The sequence below is a fragment of the Streptomyces sp. NPDC051041 genome (assembly GCF_044456065.1).
Classification (GTDB): domain Bacteria; phylum Actinomycetota; class Actinomycetes; order Streptomycetales; family Streptomycetaceae; genus Streptomyces; species Streptomyces glaucus.
The window spans coordinates 258800-275441 of sequence record NZ_JBITFM010000003.1 but is presented as its reverse complement, the minus strand read 5'-3'; the positions used below and the strand labels follow the sequence as shown (position 1 = coordinate 275441).

The 16642-nt window shown below is 75.4% G+C and carries 13 protein-coding genes; 9 read left to right on the top strand and 4 right to left on the bottom strand.

Going from position 1 to position 16642, the window contains the following annotated elements; translation table 11 throughout:
- Window positions 1-25: 25 nt before the first annotated feature.
- Window positions 26-2464 carry a right-handed parallel beta-helix repeat-containing protein gene (locus tag ACIBAI_RS07425; protein ID WP_399031800.1) on the top strand — a complete coding sequence of 813 codons (2439 nt, stop codon included), beginning with the start codon at window positions 26-28 and terminating at the stop codon, window positions 2462-2464.
- On the opposite strand, the gene ACIBAI_RS07420 is transcribed toward ACIBAI_RS07425, so the two are convergent.
- Window positions 2434-4818: a hypothetical protein gene (locus ACIBAI_RS07420; protein WP_399031799.1), complete on the bottom strand. Its 2385-nt coding sequence runs from the start codon at window positions 4816-4818 to the stop codon at window positions 2434-2436. The two genes, ACIBAI_RS07425 and ACIBAI_RS07420, sit on opposite strands and share 31 nt — an antisense overlap.
- Window positions 4819-5143: 325 nt before the next feature.
- On the opposite strand from ACIBAI_RS07420, the gene ACIBAI_RS07415 reads away from it, so the two are divergent.
- Window positions 5144-5968, top strand: coding sequence for a DeoR/GlpR family DNA-binding transcription regulator (locus ACIBAI_RS07415; RefSeq protein WP_344601291.1), 825 nt, complete (start codon window positions 5144-5146; stop codon window positions 5966-5968).
- A gap of 300 nt (window positions 5969-6268) precedes the next feature.
- Here ACIBAI_RS07415 and ACIBAI_RS07410 read toward each other — a convergent pair whose 3' ends face one another.
- Complete coding sequence (locus ACIBAI_RS07410; RefSeq protein WP_399031797.1) at window positions 6269-7429, bottom strand: PLP-dependent cysteine synthase family protein; 1161 nt, start codon at window positions 7427-7429, stop codon at window positions 6269-6271.
- Window positions 7430-7831: 402 nt separating this feature from the next.
- On the opposite strand from ACIBAI_RS07410, the gene ACIBAI_RS07405 reads away from it, so the two are divergent.
- The 5 genes from ACIBAI_RS07405 to ACIBAI_RS07385 all read left to right on the top strand — a co-directional run bounded on the left by ACIBAI_RS07405 (window position 7832) and on the right by ACIBAI_RS07385 (window position 11237).
- Complete coding sequence (locus tag ACIBAI_RS07405; RefSeq protein WP_344601294.1) at window positions 7832-8155, top strand: hypothetical protein; 324 nt, start codon at window positions 7832-7834, stop codon at window positions 8153-8155.
- A 183-nt stretch (window positions 8156-8338) separates the two neighbouring features.
- Window positions 8339-8881: an ATP-binding protein gene (locus ACIBAI_RS07400; RefSeq protein ID WP_399031795.1), complete on the top strand. Its 543-nt coding sequence runs from the start codon at window positions 8339-8341 to the stop codon at window positions 8879-8881.
- Window positions 8882-9129: 248 nt separating this feature from the next.
- Window positions 9130-9717, top strand: coding sequence for a TetR/AcrR family transcriptional regulator (locus ACIBAI_RS07395; protein WP_399031793.1), 588 nt, complete (start codon window positions 9130-9132; stop codon window positions 9715-9717).
- A gap of 9 nt (window positions 9718-9726) precedes the next feature.
- The gene (locus tag ACIBAI_RS07390; protein ID WP_399031791.1) at window positions 9727-10311 is read left to right on the top strand and encodes a DUF4865 family protein; all 585 of its coding nucleotides are present in this window, start codon (window positions 9727-9729) and stop codon (window positions 10309-10311) included.
- A complete protein-coding gene (locus tag ACIBAI_RS07385; protein WP_399031789.1) occupies window positions 10308-11237 on the top strand; it encodes a phosphotriesterase in 930 nt (309 codons plus the stop codon). The genes ACIBAI_RS07390 and ACIBAI_RS07385 overlap by 4 nt, the downstream gene beginning before the upstream one ends.
- Window positions 11238-11454: 217 nt before the next feature.
- Here the strand turns inward: ACIBAI_RS07385 and ACIBAI_RS07380 are convergent, their stop codons facing one another.
- Together ACIBAI_RS07380 and ACIBAI_RS07375 are read right to left on the bottom strand one after the other, a co-directional pair.
- Window positions 11455-12693, bottom strand: coding sequence for an ROK family protein (locus ACIBAI_RS07380; protein WP_399031787.1), 1239 nt, complete (start codon window positions 12691-12693; stop codon window positions 11455-11457).
- Window positions 12694-12729: 36 nt separating this feature from the next.
- Complete coding sequence (locus ACIBAI_RS07375; protein ID WP_399031786.1) at window positions 12730-13380, bottom strand: alpha-ketoglutarate-dependent dioxygenase AlkB family protein; 651 nt, start codon at window positions 13378-13380, stop codon at window positions 12730-12732.
- A 68-nt stretch (window positions 13381-13448) separates the two neighbouring features.
- Here ACIBAI_RS07375 and ACIBAI_RS07370 point away from each other — a divergent pair, with 68 nt between their 5' ends.
- Window positions 13449-14582, top strand: a complete 1134-nt coding sequence (locus ACIBAI_RS07370) for a methyltransferase (RefSeq protein ID WP_399031785.1) — start codon at window positions 13449-13451, stop codon at window positions 14580-14582.
- Between the two features lie 95 nt (window positions 14583-14677).
- Window positions 14678-16501 (top strand): glycoside hydrolase family 15 protein, encoded by a 1824-nt coding sequence (locus ACIBAI_RS07365; protein WP_399031783.1) that lies wholly within the window; start codon window positions 14678-14680, stop codon window positions 16499-16501.
- Window positions 16502-16642 lie beyond the last annotated feature (141 nt).

The following is a 16642-nucleotide window of genomic DNA, read 5'->3' as shown; positions in this document are numbered from 1 at the left end:
GACGAGGTGGGGGCACAGCAACGCCATGGCACAGGGCACGGTCCAGGTGACGCACACCGGCACGTCGCGGTGGCGGCGCCGCACGGGTGAGTACGCATCGCTCGCCGCCGCTCTGGAGGCCGCGGCCGACGGTGACGTGCTCACCATCGCCCCCGGCACCTACCGGGAGAACCTGGTCGTCCAGCGGGCGGTGACCCTGCGCGGCCCCGAGGGCTCCTCCGGTTCGGTGCGCATCGCGCCCGTGGACGGGGTGCCGCTGACGGTGCGCGCCTCGGCGGTGGTCCACGACCTGCACGTGGAGGGCCAGGACGCCGCAGCGCCGGCCGTGCTCGTCGAGGAGGGGACGCCGGAGCTGACGGACGTCCGCGTCGTGACGCGCTCCGCCACCGGGATCGAGGTACGCGGCAGCGCCCGGCCGACCGTGCGGCGCTGCACCGTCGACAACCCGGGCGGCATCGGCATCGCCGTCCTGGACGGCGGAGGCGGGGTGTTCGAGGACTGCGAGGTCGTCGCCGCCGGCCAGGCGGGCGTCGCGGTGCGCGGCGGCGCCCACCCCCGGCTGGAGCGCTGCCGCGTGCACCACGCCTCGGGCTCGGGCCTGACGGCGACGGGCGAGAACTCCGCGCTGGAGGCCGTGGGGTGCGAGGTGTACGAGGTGCGGGGCAGCGGCGTCCAGGTCACCGGCCGGGCCACCGCGCACCTCACCGACTGCGACGTGCACCGCACCACCGCCGACGGCGTCACGCTCGACACGGACGCCGTGCTCACCCTCGCCGACTGCCGTATCCACGACATCCCGGAGAACGCGGTCGACCTGCGCTCCCGTTCGGTGCTGACGCTGACCCGCACCAGCGTGCGGCAGTTCGGCCGCAACGGCCTGTCGGTGTGGGACCCGGGCACGCGGGTGGACGCCAACCAGTGCGAGATCTTCGACAGCACCGGCGACTACCCCGCCGTGTGGGTCAGCGACGGCGCGACCGCGGTCCTCGACTCCTGCCGGGTGCACGACGTGCCGGACGCCCTGTTCGTCCTCGACCGCGGTTCCCGCGCGGACGTCGTCGACAGCGATCTGTCGCAGGTGCGCAACACGGCCGTGTCGGTGAGCGACGGCGCCACCGCGCAGCTCGACGACTGCCGCATCCGGGACGCGGCGACCGGTGCCTGGTTCCGCGACCACGGCAGCGGCGGCACCCTGAACAACTGCACCCTGGACGGCACGCAGACCGGCGTGATCGTCACCAAGGGCGCCGACCCCACCGTCGAGCGCTGCACGGTCGACTCCCCCGCGGAAGCCGGCTTCTACGTCTCGGCGGGCGGCCGCGGCAGCTTCCTGCACTGCCGGGTGACCGGCAGCGGCGGCTACGGCTTCCACGTGATCGACGGCTGCCGCACCACGCTGCGCAAGTGCCGGACCGAGCGGTGCGCGCGCGGCGGGTACGAGTTCGCGGACGGCGGGCCGGACGCGAGCCCGGACGCGGGACCGCTGGTGGAGGACTGCACCAGCGACGAGAGCGGCGGCCTCAGGCCGCCCGCGGCGCGCGAGACGGCCGTGCAGACGGTGAACCGGTCGCCGGGACTGCTGGGGGCGATCCCCGGGCAGCGCAGCACCGAGCAGGAGCCGCTGCTCACGCCCGAGGAGCCGGAGAAGCCGGTGCGGACGTCGCAGGACGTGCTGAGCGAACTCGACGCGCTGGTGGGCCTGGAGAGCGTCAAGCGCGAGGTGCGCGCCCTGACCGACATGATCGAGGTGGGCCGGCGCCGGCAGCGGGCGGGTCTGAAGGCGGCCTCCGTCAAGCGCCACCTGGTCTTCACGGGCTCCCCCGGCACCGGCAAGACCACGGTCGCCCGCCTCTACGGCGAGATCCTCGCCTCCCTCGGCGTGCTGGAGAAGGGCCACCTGGTGGAGGTGTCCCGCGTCGACCTGGTCGGCGAGCACATCGGCTCCACCGCGATCCGCACCCAGGAGGCGTTCGAGAGGGCGCGCGGCGGGGTGCTGTTCATCGACGAGGCGTACGCGCTGTCGCCCGAGGACGCGGGCCGCGACTTCGGCAAGGAGGCCATCGACACGCTGGTGAAGCTGATGGAGGATCACCGGGACGCGGTCGTGGTGATCGTCGCGGGCTACACGGCGGAGATGGAACGGTTCCTTTCGGTCAACCCGGGTGTCGCCTCCCGCTTCTCACGGACCATCACCTTCGGCGACTACGGTCCCGAGGAGCTGCTGCGGATCGTGCAGCAGCAGGCGGAGGAGCACGAGTACCGGCTCGCGCCGGGCGCGGACCGGGCGCTGCTGGAGTACTTCGCGGCGATCCCCAAGGGCCCCGCGTTCGGCAACGGCCGCACCGCGCGGCAGACCTTCGAGGCGATGGTGGAGCGGCACGCGAGCCGGGTCGCCCAGGTGGACGACCCCAGCACGGACGACCTGACCCTGCTCTACGCCGAGGACCTGCCCGAACTGCCCTGAGCGCCGTCGGCGTCCGCCTCGGACGGCTGCCCGGTGCGGCGCGGGGCGGGTACGCCGGGGCGCAGCCGGGCCAGCAGCCGCTGCCGCTCCTCGGCGAACGCCGGGTCCGCCTGGTAGTCGGAGTGGCCCAGGATCGGCGCGGGCAGCGGAAGGCGCTCGGTACGGCCGTACGCCAGCGGGTCCTTCAGCGGTGCCCGGTCCACCTCGGGGCCGCGGTCGCCGGGCAGGCGCACCGGGCCGCCGATGGGGTCGGTGAGCCGGTACAGGTTGCGCCAGCAGTCGACGTCGTGGTGCAGGGAGGTCAGCGCGGCCGGCCCGAAGTGGGCCGGGAACCAGCGGCCGTACAGGCGCTCCAGCGGGGAGCCGTAGGTCAGCAGGGCGACGCGTTTGCGGTCGGGGGCCGCCAGCTGCCAGGCCGCCGCGGCGGCGAGCACACTGCCCTGGGAGTGCCCGGAGATCACCAGCCGGCCGCCGGTGGCACGGGTCCAGGTCGCGATCCGCCAGGTCAGGTCGGGGACCGCGCGCTCGGCGTAGCAGGGCGGTGCGAAGGGGTGGGCGGCGCGCGGCCAGAAGGTGCCGACGTCCCACAGGATGCCGATGGTGCGGCGGGCGGAGGCGTCCTTGTAGGCGCGCCTGCCCCAGGTGACGAACAGCAGGAAGCCGAGGCCGACCAGCCAGGAGCCCAGTGCCTGCGCGGTCTCGGCGGCGCCGTGCGCGAAGGCGTACGTCCCCTCGGCGGCCTCGGCCGGCACCTCGCCGGTCGTCAGGGCGCCCACCAGTGCCGCGGTGCCCAGCAGCAGGGTCGTGGCGGAGGTGACGGCGACGAGGAGGGGGCCCCGGTCGGTGAGCGCGGCCATCGCGCGGGCGCGGGCGATCCTGCGGGTGCGTCCCGGGTCGCCGGGCTCCCCCTCGAGACCGGCCTCCACGGCGGCGCGTTCGGCGCGGGCCAGCCGCACGGTGCGCCGGGCCAGGGCGCCGCACAGCACCAGCAGCACCGCCAGCAGCAGCGGGATCACGGACGCCTGCCAGGTCAGCAGGACCGGTGGTCCGTCCAGGGACGCGCCGGTGCCGTCCAGCCAGTCGGACACCCGCTGGGCGACACCGCCGGACATCACGCCGCCCAGGGCGCAGGCCAGCAGGGCGACCGCGGGTCCGCCGAGGCCCCGCATCGCGGCGCGCGGATCGGGACGGGTGCGGTGCAGCGCGTGGGCGACCACGCCGAGGGCGACCACGAGCAGCCCCTGCGCCAGGGTGAGCGCGCCGAAGGCGGCGTCCCCGGGCAGCCGGCCGGCCGACTCCCAGCCGGGGCGCGCCCATCCGGCGTACACCAGCGTGAGCAGGAGCAGGCCGAGCGCGGCGAGCGGCAGCCGGCGCACGAGCCGCTCGTCGAGTTTCCGGTCCAGGCGCCGCTCGCTGCGGCCCCGGCGGGAGACCACCGCGACCACGGCGACCGCGCCCGCCGCGAGCGCCGCCGTCAGCAGCCACCCCAGCGTGTCGAGGACGGCCGGGCCGCCGGGCCGGCGGTCGAAGCGGGCCGCCGCCGGACCGACCGCGGCGGCCACCGTCAGCAGCCCGGCGGCGGTGTGCGCGGCGCGCAGCCGGGCCACCAGGCGGCGGCCGTACCAGAAGCCGGGGCGGCCCAGTGCGGTGCGGCCGGTGTCGTCGTCGGGCTCGTCGCCGCGGTCCATCGGCTGCTGGGACTCGTACGCGTTCCAGGTGCGCAGGGAGAGGTACCACAGCAGGCCGGTGAGCGCCGTCGGCACCAGGGCGGCGAGGGCGAGCCTGCGGCCGGGCGGGCTCCACCAGCCGCCGCCGGAGACCTGGGGCGACAGGAAGCCGAGCCAGGAGTGCCGCTCGGCGCACGCGAGCGTGCCCGCGCACTGCCAGGCGGTGAGGTCGAGGGCGACCTCGCAGGCGGCCGCGACCAGCAGCACCGTCAGGGACAGCCCGGCGAGCCGCACCAGCAGCCCGTACAGGCGGACCGCGCGCCGGCGGCCGTGGGCGGCGGGCCGCATCCAGTGGGCGAGGTTGACCACCATGAACGGCAGCAGCAGCAGCCACAGGGCGCGCGAGCCGTTGCCGGAGGTGAGGTTGCACCAGACGTAGGCCTCGGGCACCGGCTCGCCCCGGTGGTCGCCGGGCCGCTGCTCGGCGTCGGCGTCCTCGGCGCGCCGGAAGACGGCCGCCGTGTCGTCGCCGGTGATCCGCACGGTGCGCGGGTCGTTCAGCATCTCCTGCGGGGTCGTCCCGCCCACGCCGTGGACCAGGAGTTCCAGCGCGGTCCCGGCTTCCCGGTGCGCCGGGGCGGGCTCCTGCGGACCGCCCGCCCCGGCGCGTTCCTGCGTTCGTTCCACTGCTTCCTCGTCCCCCGTGACGCCCCGTCGGCTGTGTGGTGCGCGCACAAGGATCTCCGCCGCCGGCGGCCGCGTACACCTGTCGGCACCGAATCTCCCCGATCCGTGTGACAAGTGAGACACGGATGTTGCCCGGGTGTCATGTGCGCGCCGGGCGGCCGGTGGCGCGGCCCGTGGCGGGGCGTGCGAGGATGGGACGTCCGCGCACCGGGGCCGGGAGAGAACGCCCTCGCCGACGGGGGTCCCCCGCTCGGGCGGAGCCGGGTCCCGGTGGGGGTGCGCCGGGCGTGTCGGACGGCTGTGAGGCGAAAGGACCGGAGCGTACGTGAGCGAGAATCAGAACCTCCTCGCGGAGCAGCGGCGCGCCCTGATCCTCGACGAGGTCCGCCGCCGGGGCGGTGTCCGGGTCAACGAACTGACCCGCAAGCTCGGCGTGTCGGACATGACGGTGCGCCGCGATCTCGACGCCCTCGCCCGGCAGGGCGTGCTGGAGAAGGTGCACGGCGGCGCGGTGCCGGTGGTCGAGGCGAGCACGCACGAACCGGGCTTCGAGGCCAAGTCGGGTCTGGAGCCGACCGCCAAGGAGGACATCGCGCGGGCCGCGGCCCGGCTGGTCGCGCCGGGCGCGGCGATCGCGCTGTCGGGCGGGACGACGACGTACGCGCTGGCGCACCGGCTGCTCGACGTGCCGGACCTGACGGTCGTGACCAACTCGGTGCGGGTCGCCGACGTCTTCCACGCGGCGCAGCGCAGCTCGGGCCCCCGGCAGGGCGCGGCCACGGTGGTGCTGACCGGCGGGGTGCGCACCCCGTCCGACTCGCTGGTGGGGCCGGTGGCCGACCAGGCGATCGCGGCGCTCCACTTCGACCTGCTGTTCCTCGGGGTGCACGGGATATCGGTCGAGGCGGGCCTGTCGACGCCGAACCTCGCGGAGGCGGAGACCAACCGGCGCCTGGTGCAGTCGGCCCGGCGGGTCGTGGTGGTCGCCGACCACACCAAGTGGGGCGTGGTGGGGCTGAGCTCATTCGCGAAGCTGGAGCAGGTCGACACGCTGGTGACCGACGCCGGTCTGGAGGCCGCGGCGCGCGAGGAGATCGCGGAGCATCTGCGGGTGATCGTGGCGGGCGAGCCGGAGGCCGGGCAGGACTGACCCCGGGGGCCGGGGCCGGGGGACCGGCCCCGCGGCGCCGGCGGCCGGGGCCGGGAAGGGCCGGCCGCGCGGCCCGACGGCTGACGGTCCGTCATCCAGGACGGCCCGGGATCGTGGGTCCGCGAGGGGGTGCGTCCATGAGTCACCGTCTGCGCCCGGTGGGGCCCTGCTTCGTCCGGACCGCTCCCGTGCGGCTCGTCTTCGCCCGCGCGGTCCCCGCCGTCCCCGGGGCGGTCCTCCGCGCGCTCGCCGACGACGTGCCGGCCCGGGCGGGGCCGGAGCGCGCCTTCCGGGACGCCGTCACACGCCTGGGCCGGCGCCTGGGCGGCCGGTGGGCCGGCCGGGCCAGACGCCCGTCCGCAGCAGCGACTCGATCGTCGCCGCGTAGGGCCCGATGTCCAGGCCCTGCGCGGCCAGCCACGTGTCCGAGTAGTACTTGTCGAGGTACCGGTCACCGGGGTCGCACAGCAGCGTCACCACGCTCCCTGTGCGCCCCTCGGCCACCATCTCGGAGACGATCTTCAGCGCGCTCCACAGCCCGGTGCCGGTCGAGCCGCCCGCCTTGCGGCCGATGGCCCGCTCCAGGGCCCGCACCGCGGCGACGGCGGCCGCGTCGGGCACCTTCATCATCCGGTCGACGGCGCCGGGCACGAAGCTCGGCTCCATGCGGGGCCGGCCGATGCCCTCGATGCGGGAGCCGCAGTCGCAGGTGACGTGCGGATCGCCGGTGGTCCAGCCCTCGAAGAAGCAGGAGTTCTCCGGGTCGGCGACGCAGACGCGGGTGTCGTACTGCTGGTAGCGGACGTAGCGCGCGAGGGTCGCGGAGGTGCCGCCGGTGCCGGCCGTGGCGACGATCCAGGCGGGCTCCGGGAACCGCTCCAGCCTGAGCTGGCGGAAGATGGATTCGGCGATGTTGTTGTTGCCGCGCCAGTCCGTGGCCCGTTCGGCGTAGGTGAACTGGTCCATGTAGTGACCGCCGGTCTCGGCCGCGAGGGCGGCGGCGGCCTCGTACACCCCGCGCGGATCGTCCACGAAGTGACAGCGCGCACCATGGAACTCGATCAGGCGGATCTTCTCGGCGCTGGTCGTGCGGGGCATCACCGCGACGAAGGGCACACCGATCAGTTTCGCGAAGTACGCCTCGGAGACGGCCGTCGAGCCGCTGGACGCCTCGATCACCGGACGGTCCGGCCGGATCCAGCCGTTGCACAGCCCGTAGAGGAAGAGCGAGCGGGCGAGCCGGTGCTTGAGGCTGCCGGTCGGGTGGGTCGACTCGTCCTTGAGGTAGAGGTCGACGCCCCACCGCTCCGGGAGCGGAAAGCGCAGCAGATGCGTGTCGGCCGAGCGGTTGGCGTCGGCCTGGACCCTGCGGACGGCCTCCTTCAGCCATGCCCGGTAGGCGGGGTCGGTGCGGTCGACGTCCAGGGTCTCACCGGTGCGGGTCGGCTGGTCGGTGCTCACGGCGGGCTCCTCACGCTGCGCTCCGACGGCGCGTCGCGCGGCCGGCACACCGATGATAGACATCTCTCTCACCCTTCTCACCTGCATAAACGCTTCTTTGAGCGCCTCAAAGGCACCCTGCGGGACATGCCTTCGAGCGCCCCGAAGGCACCCGGGGGCAAGGGGGGTGCACGGCCCCGGGGGCGCGTTCACGCGTGTGCTCCGTTGCGCCGGTCGCGAGCGCGTCGTGCGGACTGGTGCTCCACGCCGGGGGCGGGCAGACTGCGATCCGGACGGGACGAAAGGTCCCCGACGGGGGCGCACACTGGATCACGAGACCACGAGCGCGACGCGAAGCGCCGGACCCCGGCCCCGGACGACGGGGCGGTCCGGCCCACGACGAGCACAAGGGGGCAGGGCGGTATGGCGGAGCCGGAGTTCACGGCCACGGGGGTACGGATCGACAAGCGGCTGCGCTCGCTCACCCGGGCCGGGCAGGTCCGGATCGACAAGGGCCGGGTGGAGTTGCTCACCAGCTACGGCAGCGAGATCGACAGCGCGCCGGTGCAGGCGGTTCGCGCCTCCCAGCCCTGGTACGCCCCCGAGGGCCGGGCCCTCGCGGACCTCAACGGCAACCGCTACCTGCTCACCCTGGGCGAGCACGACCCCGCTCCGGGCGAGCCGGGCCCGCCCGCGGCACGCCGGTTCGTCGAGGCCGTGCGCAGGGCGGCCGGGCACAGCGGTTGAGATGTCCGTGAGTTGCGGTACCGAACCCCGTGCGTCACGCTGGTCTCACGTCACTCTGGGTCTACCGGCGATAACGCTGCGAACCAGCCCGCCGGCCACGACAGCGGGTGGAGGCTTGACGCAGACGCCCCGCTGGATCCGTACTCCGTGTTCTTCCGGACCTCACGTCGGGGAGTCGCAGCCGTGATCAGTCACCCAAGCAGGCACTGCACGGTGGAGCTCCAAGCCCTGCCGTCGCGGATCGGCCAGGTCCGCAGAATCGTATCTGCGCAGTTGCGCTACTGGCATCTGGATTCCCTGATCGACCGGGCGACGCTCGGCGTGACGGAGCTGTTGACCAACGTCCACCTGCACGCCCGGCCCGACAAGACGTGCACCGTGGAGATAGAGCTGCTGCTCGACCGGCTCAAGGTCTCGGTACGCGACCACGACCCGCGGCTGCCGGTGGCCGAGGACGCCGGGGACATCGCGCCGCTGGCGACCCGCGGGCGCGGGCTCGCCATGGTGGCCGCGCTGAGCGAGAGCTGGGGTGTGCTGCCGGACGGCGACTCGGGCAAGGTCGTCTGGTTCACCCTGCCGACCCCCGCGGCCGCGCGGACCGGCCCGGCGCGCCCGCCGCGACGCGCGGCCGGGGAGAAGCCCGCGCACCCGTTCGCCGAGGTCGGGGAGCCGGCCGAGCTGCACAACCCGCACCACGCTCCCGCCCGGTCCGTCGTTGCCGGCTGACCGGGCGGTGACCCTCTCCCGCCCCGTCGGCTGCGGCCGCCCGCGGGCCGTCGCCCGGTCGGCGCACGTCCCGCGGGCGGGCCGCGCCGGCGCCGACCGCCCGGGCCGGGTGCACCGGTGACGCTCCGGGACCGGCTCCGACAGGGGGCGCGGGCCGGGGCGCGGCCGGCGGCGGTGTGCGCCCCGCGGGGAGCGGGCGGATGCCCCGGCCCCGCTCCCACCGGAGGTCGACTTCTGTAACTACCAGTATGTACAGTACGGGTGTGAACACCTCCGAGCGACTGATCGAGTCCACCCGGGAGCTGCTGTGGGAACGCGGCTACGTGGGCACCAGCCCCAAGGCGATCCTGGAGCGCGCGGGCGCCGGGCAGGGCAGCATGTACCACCACTTCAAGGGCAAGCCCGATCTGGCGCTGGCCGCGATCCGGCGGACGGCCGAGGAGATGCGGGCCGTCGCCGAGGGAGTGCTCGGCGGCGGCGGGACGCCGTACGAGCGCATCGAGGCGTATCTGCGGCGGGAGCGTGAGGTGCTGCGGGGCTGCCCGATCGGCCGGCTGACGATGGACCCGGACGTGATGGCCAGCGCCGAGCTGCGCGCGCCGGTCGAGGAGACGCTGGACTGGATCCGGCGGCGGATCGCCGGGATCGTCGAGGAGGGCAAGGAACGGGGCCAGTTCGCGGCCTCGCTGGACGGCGAGGGGATCGCGGCGGCCGTCCTCGCCACCGTCCAGGGCGGCTACGTCCTCGCCCGCGCGTCCGGTTCGCCCGCCGCCTTCGACACGGGCGTGCGCGGACTGCTCTCCCTGCTCGCCCCGCCCCGCTCCCCCGCCGCGTAGAGGATCCCCGTGCACGCCATGCAGTACGAACTCACCCTGCCCGCCGACTACGACATGGACGTCATCCGCCGCCGGGTCGCGTCGCGGGGGCACCTGCTCGACGCCTGGGACGGGCTCGGCGTCAAGGCGTACCTGGTACGCGAACGCGGCGTGGCCGGCTCGCCGGTCAACCAGTACGCCCCCTTCTACCTGTGGAACTCCGCGGCGGGCCGGAACTCCTTCCTCTGGGGCGGCGGTTTCCAGGGGATCTGCGACGACTTCGGCCGGCCGCCGGTGTGGCAGTGGACGGGGGTGGCGTACGAGGAGGGCGCCGCCGTCGCCGCCGCCGCGCGGGTGGCGGTGCGGCGGCGGCAGCGGGTGCCCGAGGGGGTGCCGCTGTCCGGGGTGATGGCGGACGCGGTGCGCGAGACGGGCCGGCTGGCCGCCGGGGAGGGGGCGGTGCTCGCGGCGGCGGCCGTGGACACCAGCCGCTGGGAGCTGGTCCACTTCTCGCTCTGGGAGGACGCCGCGCCCGGGGTCGAGGGGGAGGTGTTCCGGGTGCTGCACCTGTCGGCGCCGGAACGGGACCGGCTGCCCCGGGGACGTCAGTGGTGAGCGCGGTCCGCACGGTGCTGGGCGACGTGCCGCCGGAGCACCTGGGCGTGTGCGACGCGCACGACCACCTGTTCCTCGGCAGTCCGCGGCTGCCCGGGCAGGAGCTGCGGAGCGTGCCGGCGGCGCGGGCCGAACTGGCCGCCTTCCGCGAGCTGGGCGGCGGCACGGTGGTGCAGTGGACGCCGTACGGGCTGGGGCGGCGGGCCGCCGATCTGCCGCCGCTGTCCCGGGAGACCGGCGTGCACGTGGTGGCCGCGACCGGGCTGCACCAGGCCGTCCACTACGACGAGGAGACGCTCGGCGCCCTGCGCGGCCGGCTCGCGGAGGTCTTCGTCACCGAACTGACCGCCGGCATCGGCACGTCGGGGGTCCGCGCGGGGTTCGTCAAGGTCGCGGGCGGCTTCCACGGCCTCGACGCGCACGCCCGGTGGACCATGACGGCGGCGGCCGAGGCCCACCGTGCGACGGGGGCGCCCATCGCCGTCCACCTGGAGCTGGGCACGGGCGCGCCGGACGTGCTGGAGCTGCTGTGCGGGCGGCTGGGGGTGCCGCCGCACCGGGTGGTGCTCGGGCACCTCAACCGCTGCCCCGACCCCGTGGTGCACCGGTGGGTCGCCGAGTCCGGCTGCTACCTGGCGTTCGACGGCCCCTCCCGCGCCCATCACGCCACGGACCAGCGGATGCCGGAGGCGGTGCAGGCCCTCGCCGAGGCGGGTTTCGCCGACCGGCTGCTGCTCGGCGGCGACACCACGACCGCCGCGGCACGCTCGACCGGGGACGGCCCGGGGATGCCGTATCTGCTGCGCCGGCTGCGGCCGCGGCTGGAGGCGGCCCTCGGCACGGAGGTGGTGGCGCGCGTCCTCATCGAGAACCCGGCGCGTGCCTTCGCCGTCGACTGGTCCCCGCCCGGCGAGGAGCACCGCTGACCCGTCCCTCGTCCGCATCGACGCGCTCGGCGCCGGACCCGGCCGGCTCGACGCGCCCGGCCGGAAGCGGACGCTGTACCGGCGGACCGCCGAGCTCGCCGAGGAGTCCGCCGGACCGGGCCGCGGAATGTGTTCGTCGCCGTGCCGGGGAACGGTCCGGCCGGCCGGCCGCCGGGGCACGGGGACGCGCGGTACCCCGTCCCCGGCGGCCCGGGGGTCAGGTGAGGGCTCCCAGGGGGTCGTCCAGGACCGGCTGCCAGGCCAGTTCGGCCGCGCCGACCAGGCTGTTGTGGTCGAGGGTGCAGGCCAGGATGGGGACGCCGCCGCTGCGGCCCCACAGGCTGCGGTCGGCGACGACCGCGCGCAGCCGGTCCGGATCGGTCTCCAGGAGGGTGCGGTGCAGGCCGCCGAGGATGATCCGGTCCGGGTTGAGGATGTTGACCAGGCCGGCGAGGCCGAGGCCGAGGCGGTCGATCAGGGTCTCGGCGGCGGTGCGGACGGCCGGGTCGGCGTAGTGGCCGCGGACCAGGTCGTCGGCCTGCTGGAGCAGGGACACCTCGGGGCCCGGCTCGCGGCCCGCGGCCGTGAGGAGGGCGAGCGGGTCGGCCTCCACGTCCAGGCAGCCGCGGCTGCCGCAGTGGCAGGGGCGGCCCTCGGGGTTGACGGTGAGGTGGCCGACCTCCAGGGCGAGGCCCGAACTGCCGGTGTGCAGGCGGCCGTCGAGGACCAGCGCGCCGCCGACGCCCCGGTGGCCGGTGGCCACGCACAGCAGGTCGCGGGCGCCGCGCCCCGCCCCGTGCCGGTGCTCGGCGAGCGCGGCGAGGTTGACGTCGTTGGCCGCGAACGCGGGGCCGTCGATGCCGGCGGCCCGCACCTGCTCGGCGAAGATCTCCCGCACGGGCGCGCCCGCCGGCCAGGCCACGTGCAGCGGGTTCAGCGCCAGCCCCTCCGGTTCCGCCACCGCCGACGGCACGGCGAGTCCCGCGCCGACGCAGCGCCGCCCGGTCCGCCGCAGCAGCTCCGCGCCCGCCTCGACGACGGAGCCGAGCACCTTGGCCGGGTCGGCGTCGACGACCTCGCAGCCGGGCGCGGTGGCGACGATCCGGCCGCCGAGGCCGACCAGCGCCGCCCGGAAGCCGTCGGCGTGGATCTGCGCGGCCAGCGCCACCGGCCCGTCCTCGGCGACCGCGAGCCGGTGCGAGGGCCGGCCCTGCGAACCGGCCGCCGCGCCGGGCCGGGCGTCCACCCGGATCAGGCCCAGCGCCTCCAGTTCGGCCGCGACCGCACCGGCCGTGGCGCGGGTCACCCCGAGTTCGGCGGTGAGCACGGCCCGGGTGGGGGCGCGTCCGGTGTGCACGAGCTCCAACGCGGGCCCGAGCGCTCCGCGCCCCCGGTCCAGCCGCGCCCTCGAGGTGGTTCCGTCCCCCGCCGGCCGGGGGTCCGCCTTGCCGCTCATGAGGGCGAGTCTCCCATGATCCGCGGGGGCGGCGGCCTACGGGCCGCCGACCCGCAGCGTGATGTTCAGCCGCCCCGTCAGCCCCAACTCGGGCGGCGCGGTGCCCGGGTGGACCTTCGGCACGCCGTGGTACGCGAGCCGGGACGGTCCGCCGAAGACGAACAGGTCGCCGCTGCGCAGCTCGACGTCCGTCCAGGGCCGGGCGCGGGTCGCGGTGTTGCCGAAGCGGAAGACGCAGGTGTCGCCCAGGCTCAGCGACACCACCGGCGCGGGGGAGTTCTCGTCGGCGTCGCGGTGCATGCCCATGCGGGCGTCCGCGTCGTAGAAGTTGATCAGCGCGATGTCGTACGCGGCCGCCGCGGCCTGCCCGGGGCCGAGCGCGTCGGCCACCGCGCGGCGGCCGAGGTCGCCCAGCCACGCGGGGAACGGCTTCACCGGGGCGCCGTCGCCGTCGACGGCGGTGGGGGCGTAGCCGTACGGGTACCAGTGCCGGCCCAGGCACACCTGCCGGGCGGTCATCGTGCCGCCGCCGGGGGTGCGGACCGTGCGCAGCCCGGCCGGCGGGCGCGCCCACTCCCGGCAGGCCGCCAGCAGCCCGGACTGGCCGGCGGCGTCCAGCCAGTCCGGCAGGTGCACGGCGCCGGGCGCGACCTGCGTACGGGTTCGGGGGAACAGCTCGGCGTCCATGGCTCCCATCCTGCCCGACCCGCGCCGACCTGCGGCTCGGCTAGCCTTGACGCACGATGAGCGACCGTATGACGACACCGTGGGGCGAGCTGGCGCTGGCCCGTTTCCCCGAGGACCCGCGCGAGCGGCTGCGCGCCTGGGACGCCTCCGACACGTACCTTCTGCGGCACCTCGCGGAGCGGGAGGTCCCCCTGTCGGGCACGGTCGTGGTCGTCGGGGACCGCTGGGGCGCGCTGGCCACCGCGCTCGCCGCGCACCGGCCGGTGCAGATCACCGACTCCTTCCTGGCCCAGGAGGCGACCCGGGCGAACCTCGCCCGCAACGGCGTCGAGCCCGGCACGGTGCGGTTGCTCACCACGCAGGACCCGCCGCCCGGCCGGATCGACGTCCTGCTGGTGCGGGTGCCGAAGAGCCTGGCGCTGCTGGAGGACCAGCTGCTGCGGCTGGCGCCCGGGGTGCACGCGGGCACGGTCGTGGTCGGAACCGGCATGGTGAAGGAGATCCACACCTCGACGCTGCGGCTGTTCGAGCGGATCCTCGGCCCCACCCGGACGTCGCTCGCCGAGAAGAAGGCCCGCCTCGTCCTGTGCGCCCCGGACCCGTCCCTGGAGCGGCCCGCCAACCCGTGGCCGTACGCCTATCCGCTCCCCGGCGGCATCGGCCCGGTCTCGGGGCGCACGGTCGTCAACCACGCGGGCGTCTTCTGCGCCGACCGGCTGGACATCGGCACCCGGTTCTTCCTGCGGCACCTGCCCGGCGGCCTGGCCGGCCGGCGGGTGGTGGACCTGGGGTGCGGCAACGGGGTCGTGGGGACGGCGGTGGCGCTGGCCGACCCGGGGGCCGAGGTGCTGTTCGTGGACGAGTCGTTCCAGGCGGTGGCCTCGGCGGAGGCGACGTGGAAGGCGAACGCGGCGCCGGGGCACGCCGAGTTCCGGGTCGGGGACGGGCTGGCGGGGGTGCCGGCCGGCAGCGTCGACGTCGTGCTCAACAATCCGCCGTTCCACTCGCATCAGGCGACGACCGACGCGACCGCGTGGCGGATGTTCACCGGCGCGCGGCGCGCCCTGCGGCCGGGCGGCGAGCTGTGGGTGGTCGGCAACCGGCACCTGGGGTACCACGTGAAGCTGCGGCGGCTGTTCGGGAACAGCCGGCTGGTCGCCAGTGATCCGAAGTTCGTGGTGCTCAGAGCCGTGAAGGAGTAGCCGGCCCGTCGTCCGCAGGCGGGCGCGGGGCCGCGGGGACCCGTCGGAGGGGTCCTAAGCTGGGGTTGAGGCGTGAGCCGGCAGGGGAGGCCTCGATGGACGGAACACCGACCGGTCGGACGGGGCGCTACCTGCCGATCGCCGAGCACGGCCTGATCGGCGACCTGCGCAGTGTGGCCCTGGTGGGGACCGACGGCACGATCGACTGGTACTGCTGTCCGGCCTTCGACGCGCCCAGTGTCTTCGCCTCGCTCCTGGACGCCGAGCGCGGCGGCCGCTTCGAGCTCGCGGTGGCCGGGCCGGCGCGGACGAAGCAGTTCTACTTCCCCGACACCAACGTCCTGATCACCCGCTTCTTCACCGAGGAGGGGGTCGGCGAGGTGCAGGACTTCATGCCGGTCGGCGGCGGACCGGTGGAGGCCGAGCGGCACCGGCTGATCCGGCGGGTGCTGTGCGTGCGCGGCTCCCTGCCGTTCCGGGCGCGGGTGGCGCCGCGGTTCGACTACGGCACCCGTCCGCACACGGTCCGCCTGACCGGCGACACGGCGGTGTTCGAGTCCGCCGGACCGGCCCTGGCGCTGACGGCGACCGTGCCGCTGGAGGCCGACGGCCCGGACGCGCGGGCGGACTTCAAGCTCGCCCAGAGCGAGTCGGCGGTGTTCGCGCTGGACCAGGTCGGCGGTGCCGTGGCGCCGCGCCGGTGCGCGCGGGCCGAGGCGGAGGAGCAGTTCGCGGCGACGGTGGCGTACTGGCGGCGCTGGCTGTCCGCCTCGCGCTACCGCGGCCGGTGGCGGGAGCACGTGCACCGTTCCGCCCTCACGCTCAAGCTGCTCACCTACGCGCCCACCGGGGCGATCGTCGCGGCCCCGACGACGAGCCTGCCCGAACGGGCCGGCGGCGAACGCAACTGGGACTACCGGTACGTGTGGGTGCGCGACGCGGCGTTCTGCGTGTACGCGCTGCTGCGGCTGGGCTTCACCGGTGAGGCCGCGGCGTTCATGGACTTCGTGACCCGGCACATCAGTCCGGGCGACGGCAGATCGTCGGGGCCGCTGCAGATCATGTACGGCATCGACGGCCGCACCGACCTCGCCGAGCGGGAACTGGGCCATCTGGAGGGGTACCGGGGAGCGGCGCCGGTCCGCGTCGGCAACGCCGCCGCCGACCAGCTCCAGCTGGACGTCTACGGCGCGCTGATCGACTCGATCTACCTCTACGACAAGTGGGCCGAGCCCATCTCCAGCGGCCAGTGGGACGACGTGTGCGCGCTGGTGGACTGGGTCTGCGCGCACTGGGACCAGCCCGACGAGGGCATCTGGGAGACCCGCGGCGGACGCAGGGACTTCCTGTACTCGCGGCTGATGTGCTGGGTGGCGGTCGAGCGGGCGATCCGGCTGGCCAACCGGCGTGGCCTGCCCGCGGACCTGCCGCGGTGGCGGGAGTGCCGCGACACCGTCTACCGGCGGATCATGCGGCGCGGCTGGTCCGAGACCCGGCAGGCGTTCGTCCAGTACGAGGGCGGCGACGTGCTGGACGCGGCGGTGCTGATGATGCCGCTGGCGAAGTTCATCGCGCCGACCGACCCCAAGTGGCTGTCCACCCTCGACGCCCTCGGCCAGGACCTGGTGTCCGACTCGCTGGTGTACCGGTACGACCCCCGGACCAGCCCGGACGGGGTGCGCGGCGACGAGGGCACGTTCTCCCTGTGCTCGTTCTGGTACGTGGAGGCCCTGACCCGGGCCGGCCGGCTCGACGAGGCGCGCCTCGCCTTCGAGAAGATGCTGACGTACGCCAACCACCTCGGCCTGTACGCCGAGGAGATCAGCCGCACCGGTGAGCAGCAGGGCAACTTCCCGCAGGCCTTCACGCATCTGGCGCTGATCAGCGCCGCGTTCAACCTGGACCGGGCGCTCGGCTGACGCCCGGTGCCCGGGGCCGCCGCGCGGGCGGTTTCCCGCGGTGACGTCGAGGGCCGGTGCCCCCGGTGTCGCGCGGGCCGCCCGGAGCGCGTCCCCGGCGTCGCGCGGGCGGGCCCCGGCCGCCTCACCGGGCAGGTCCCG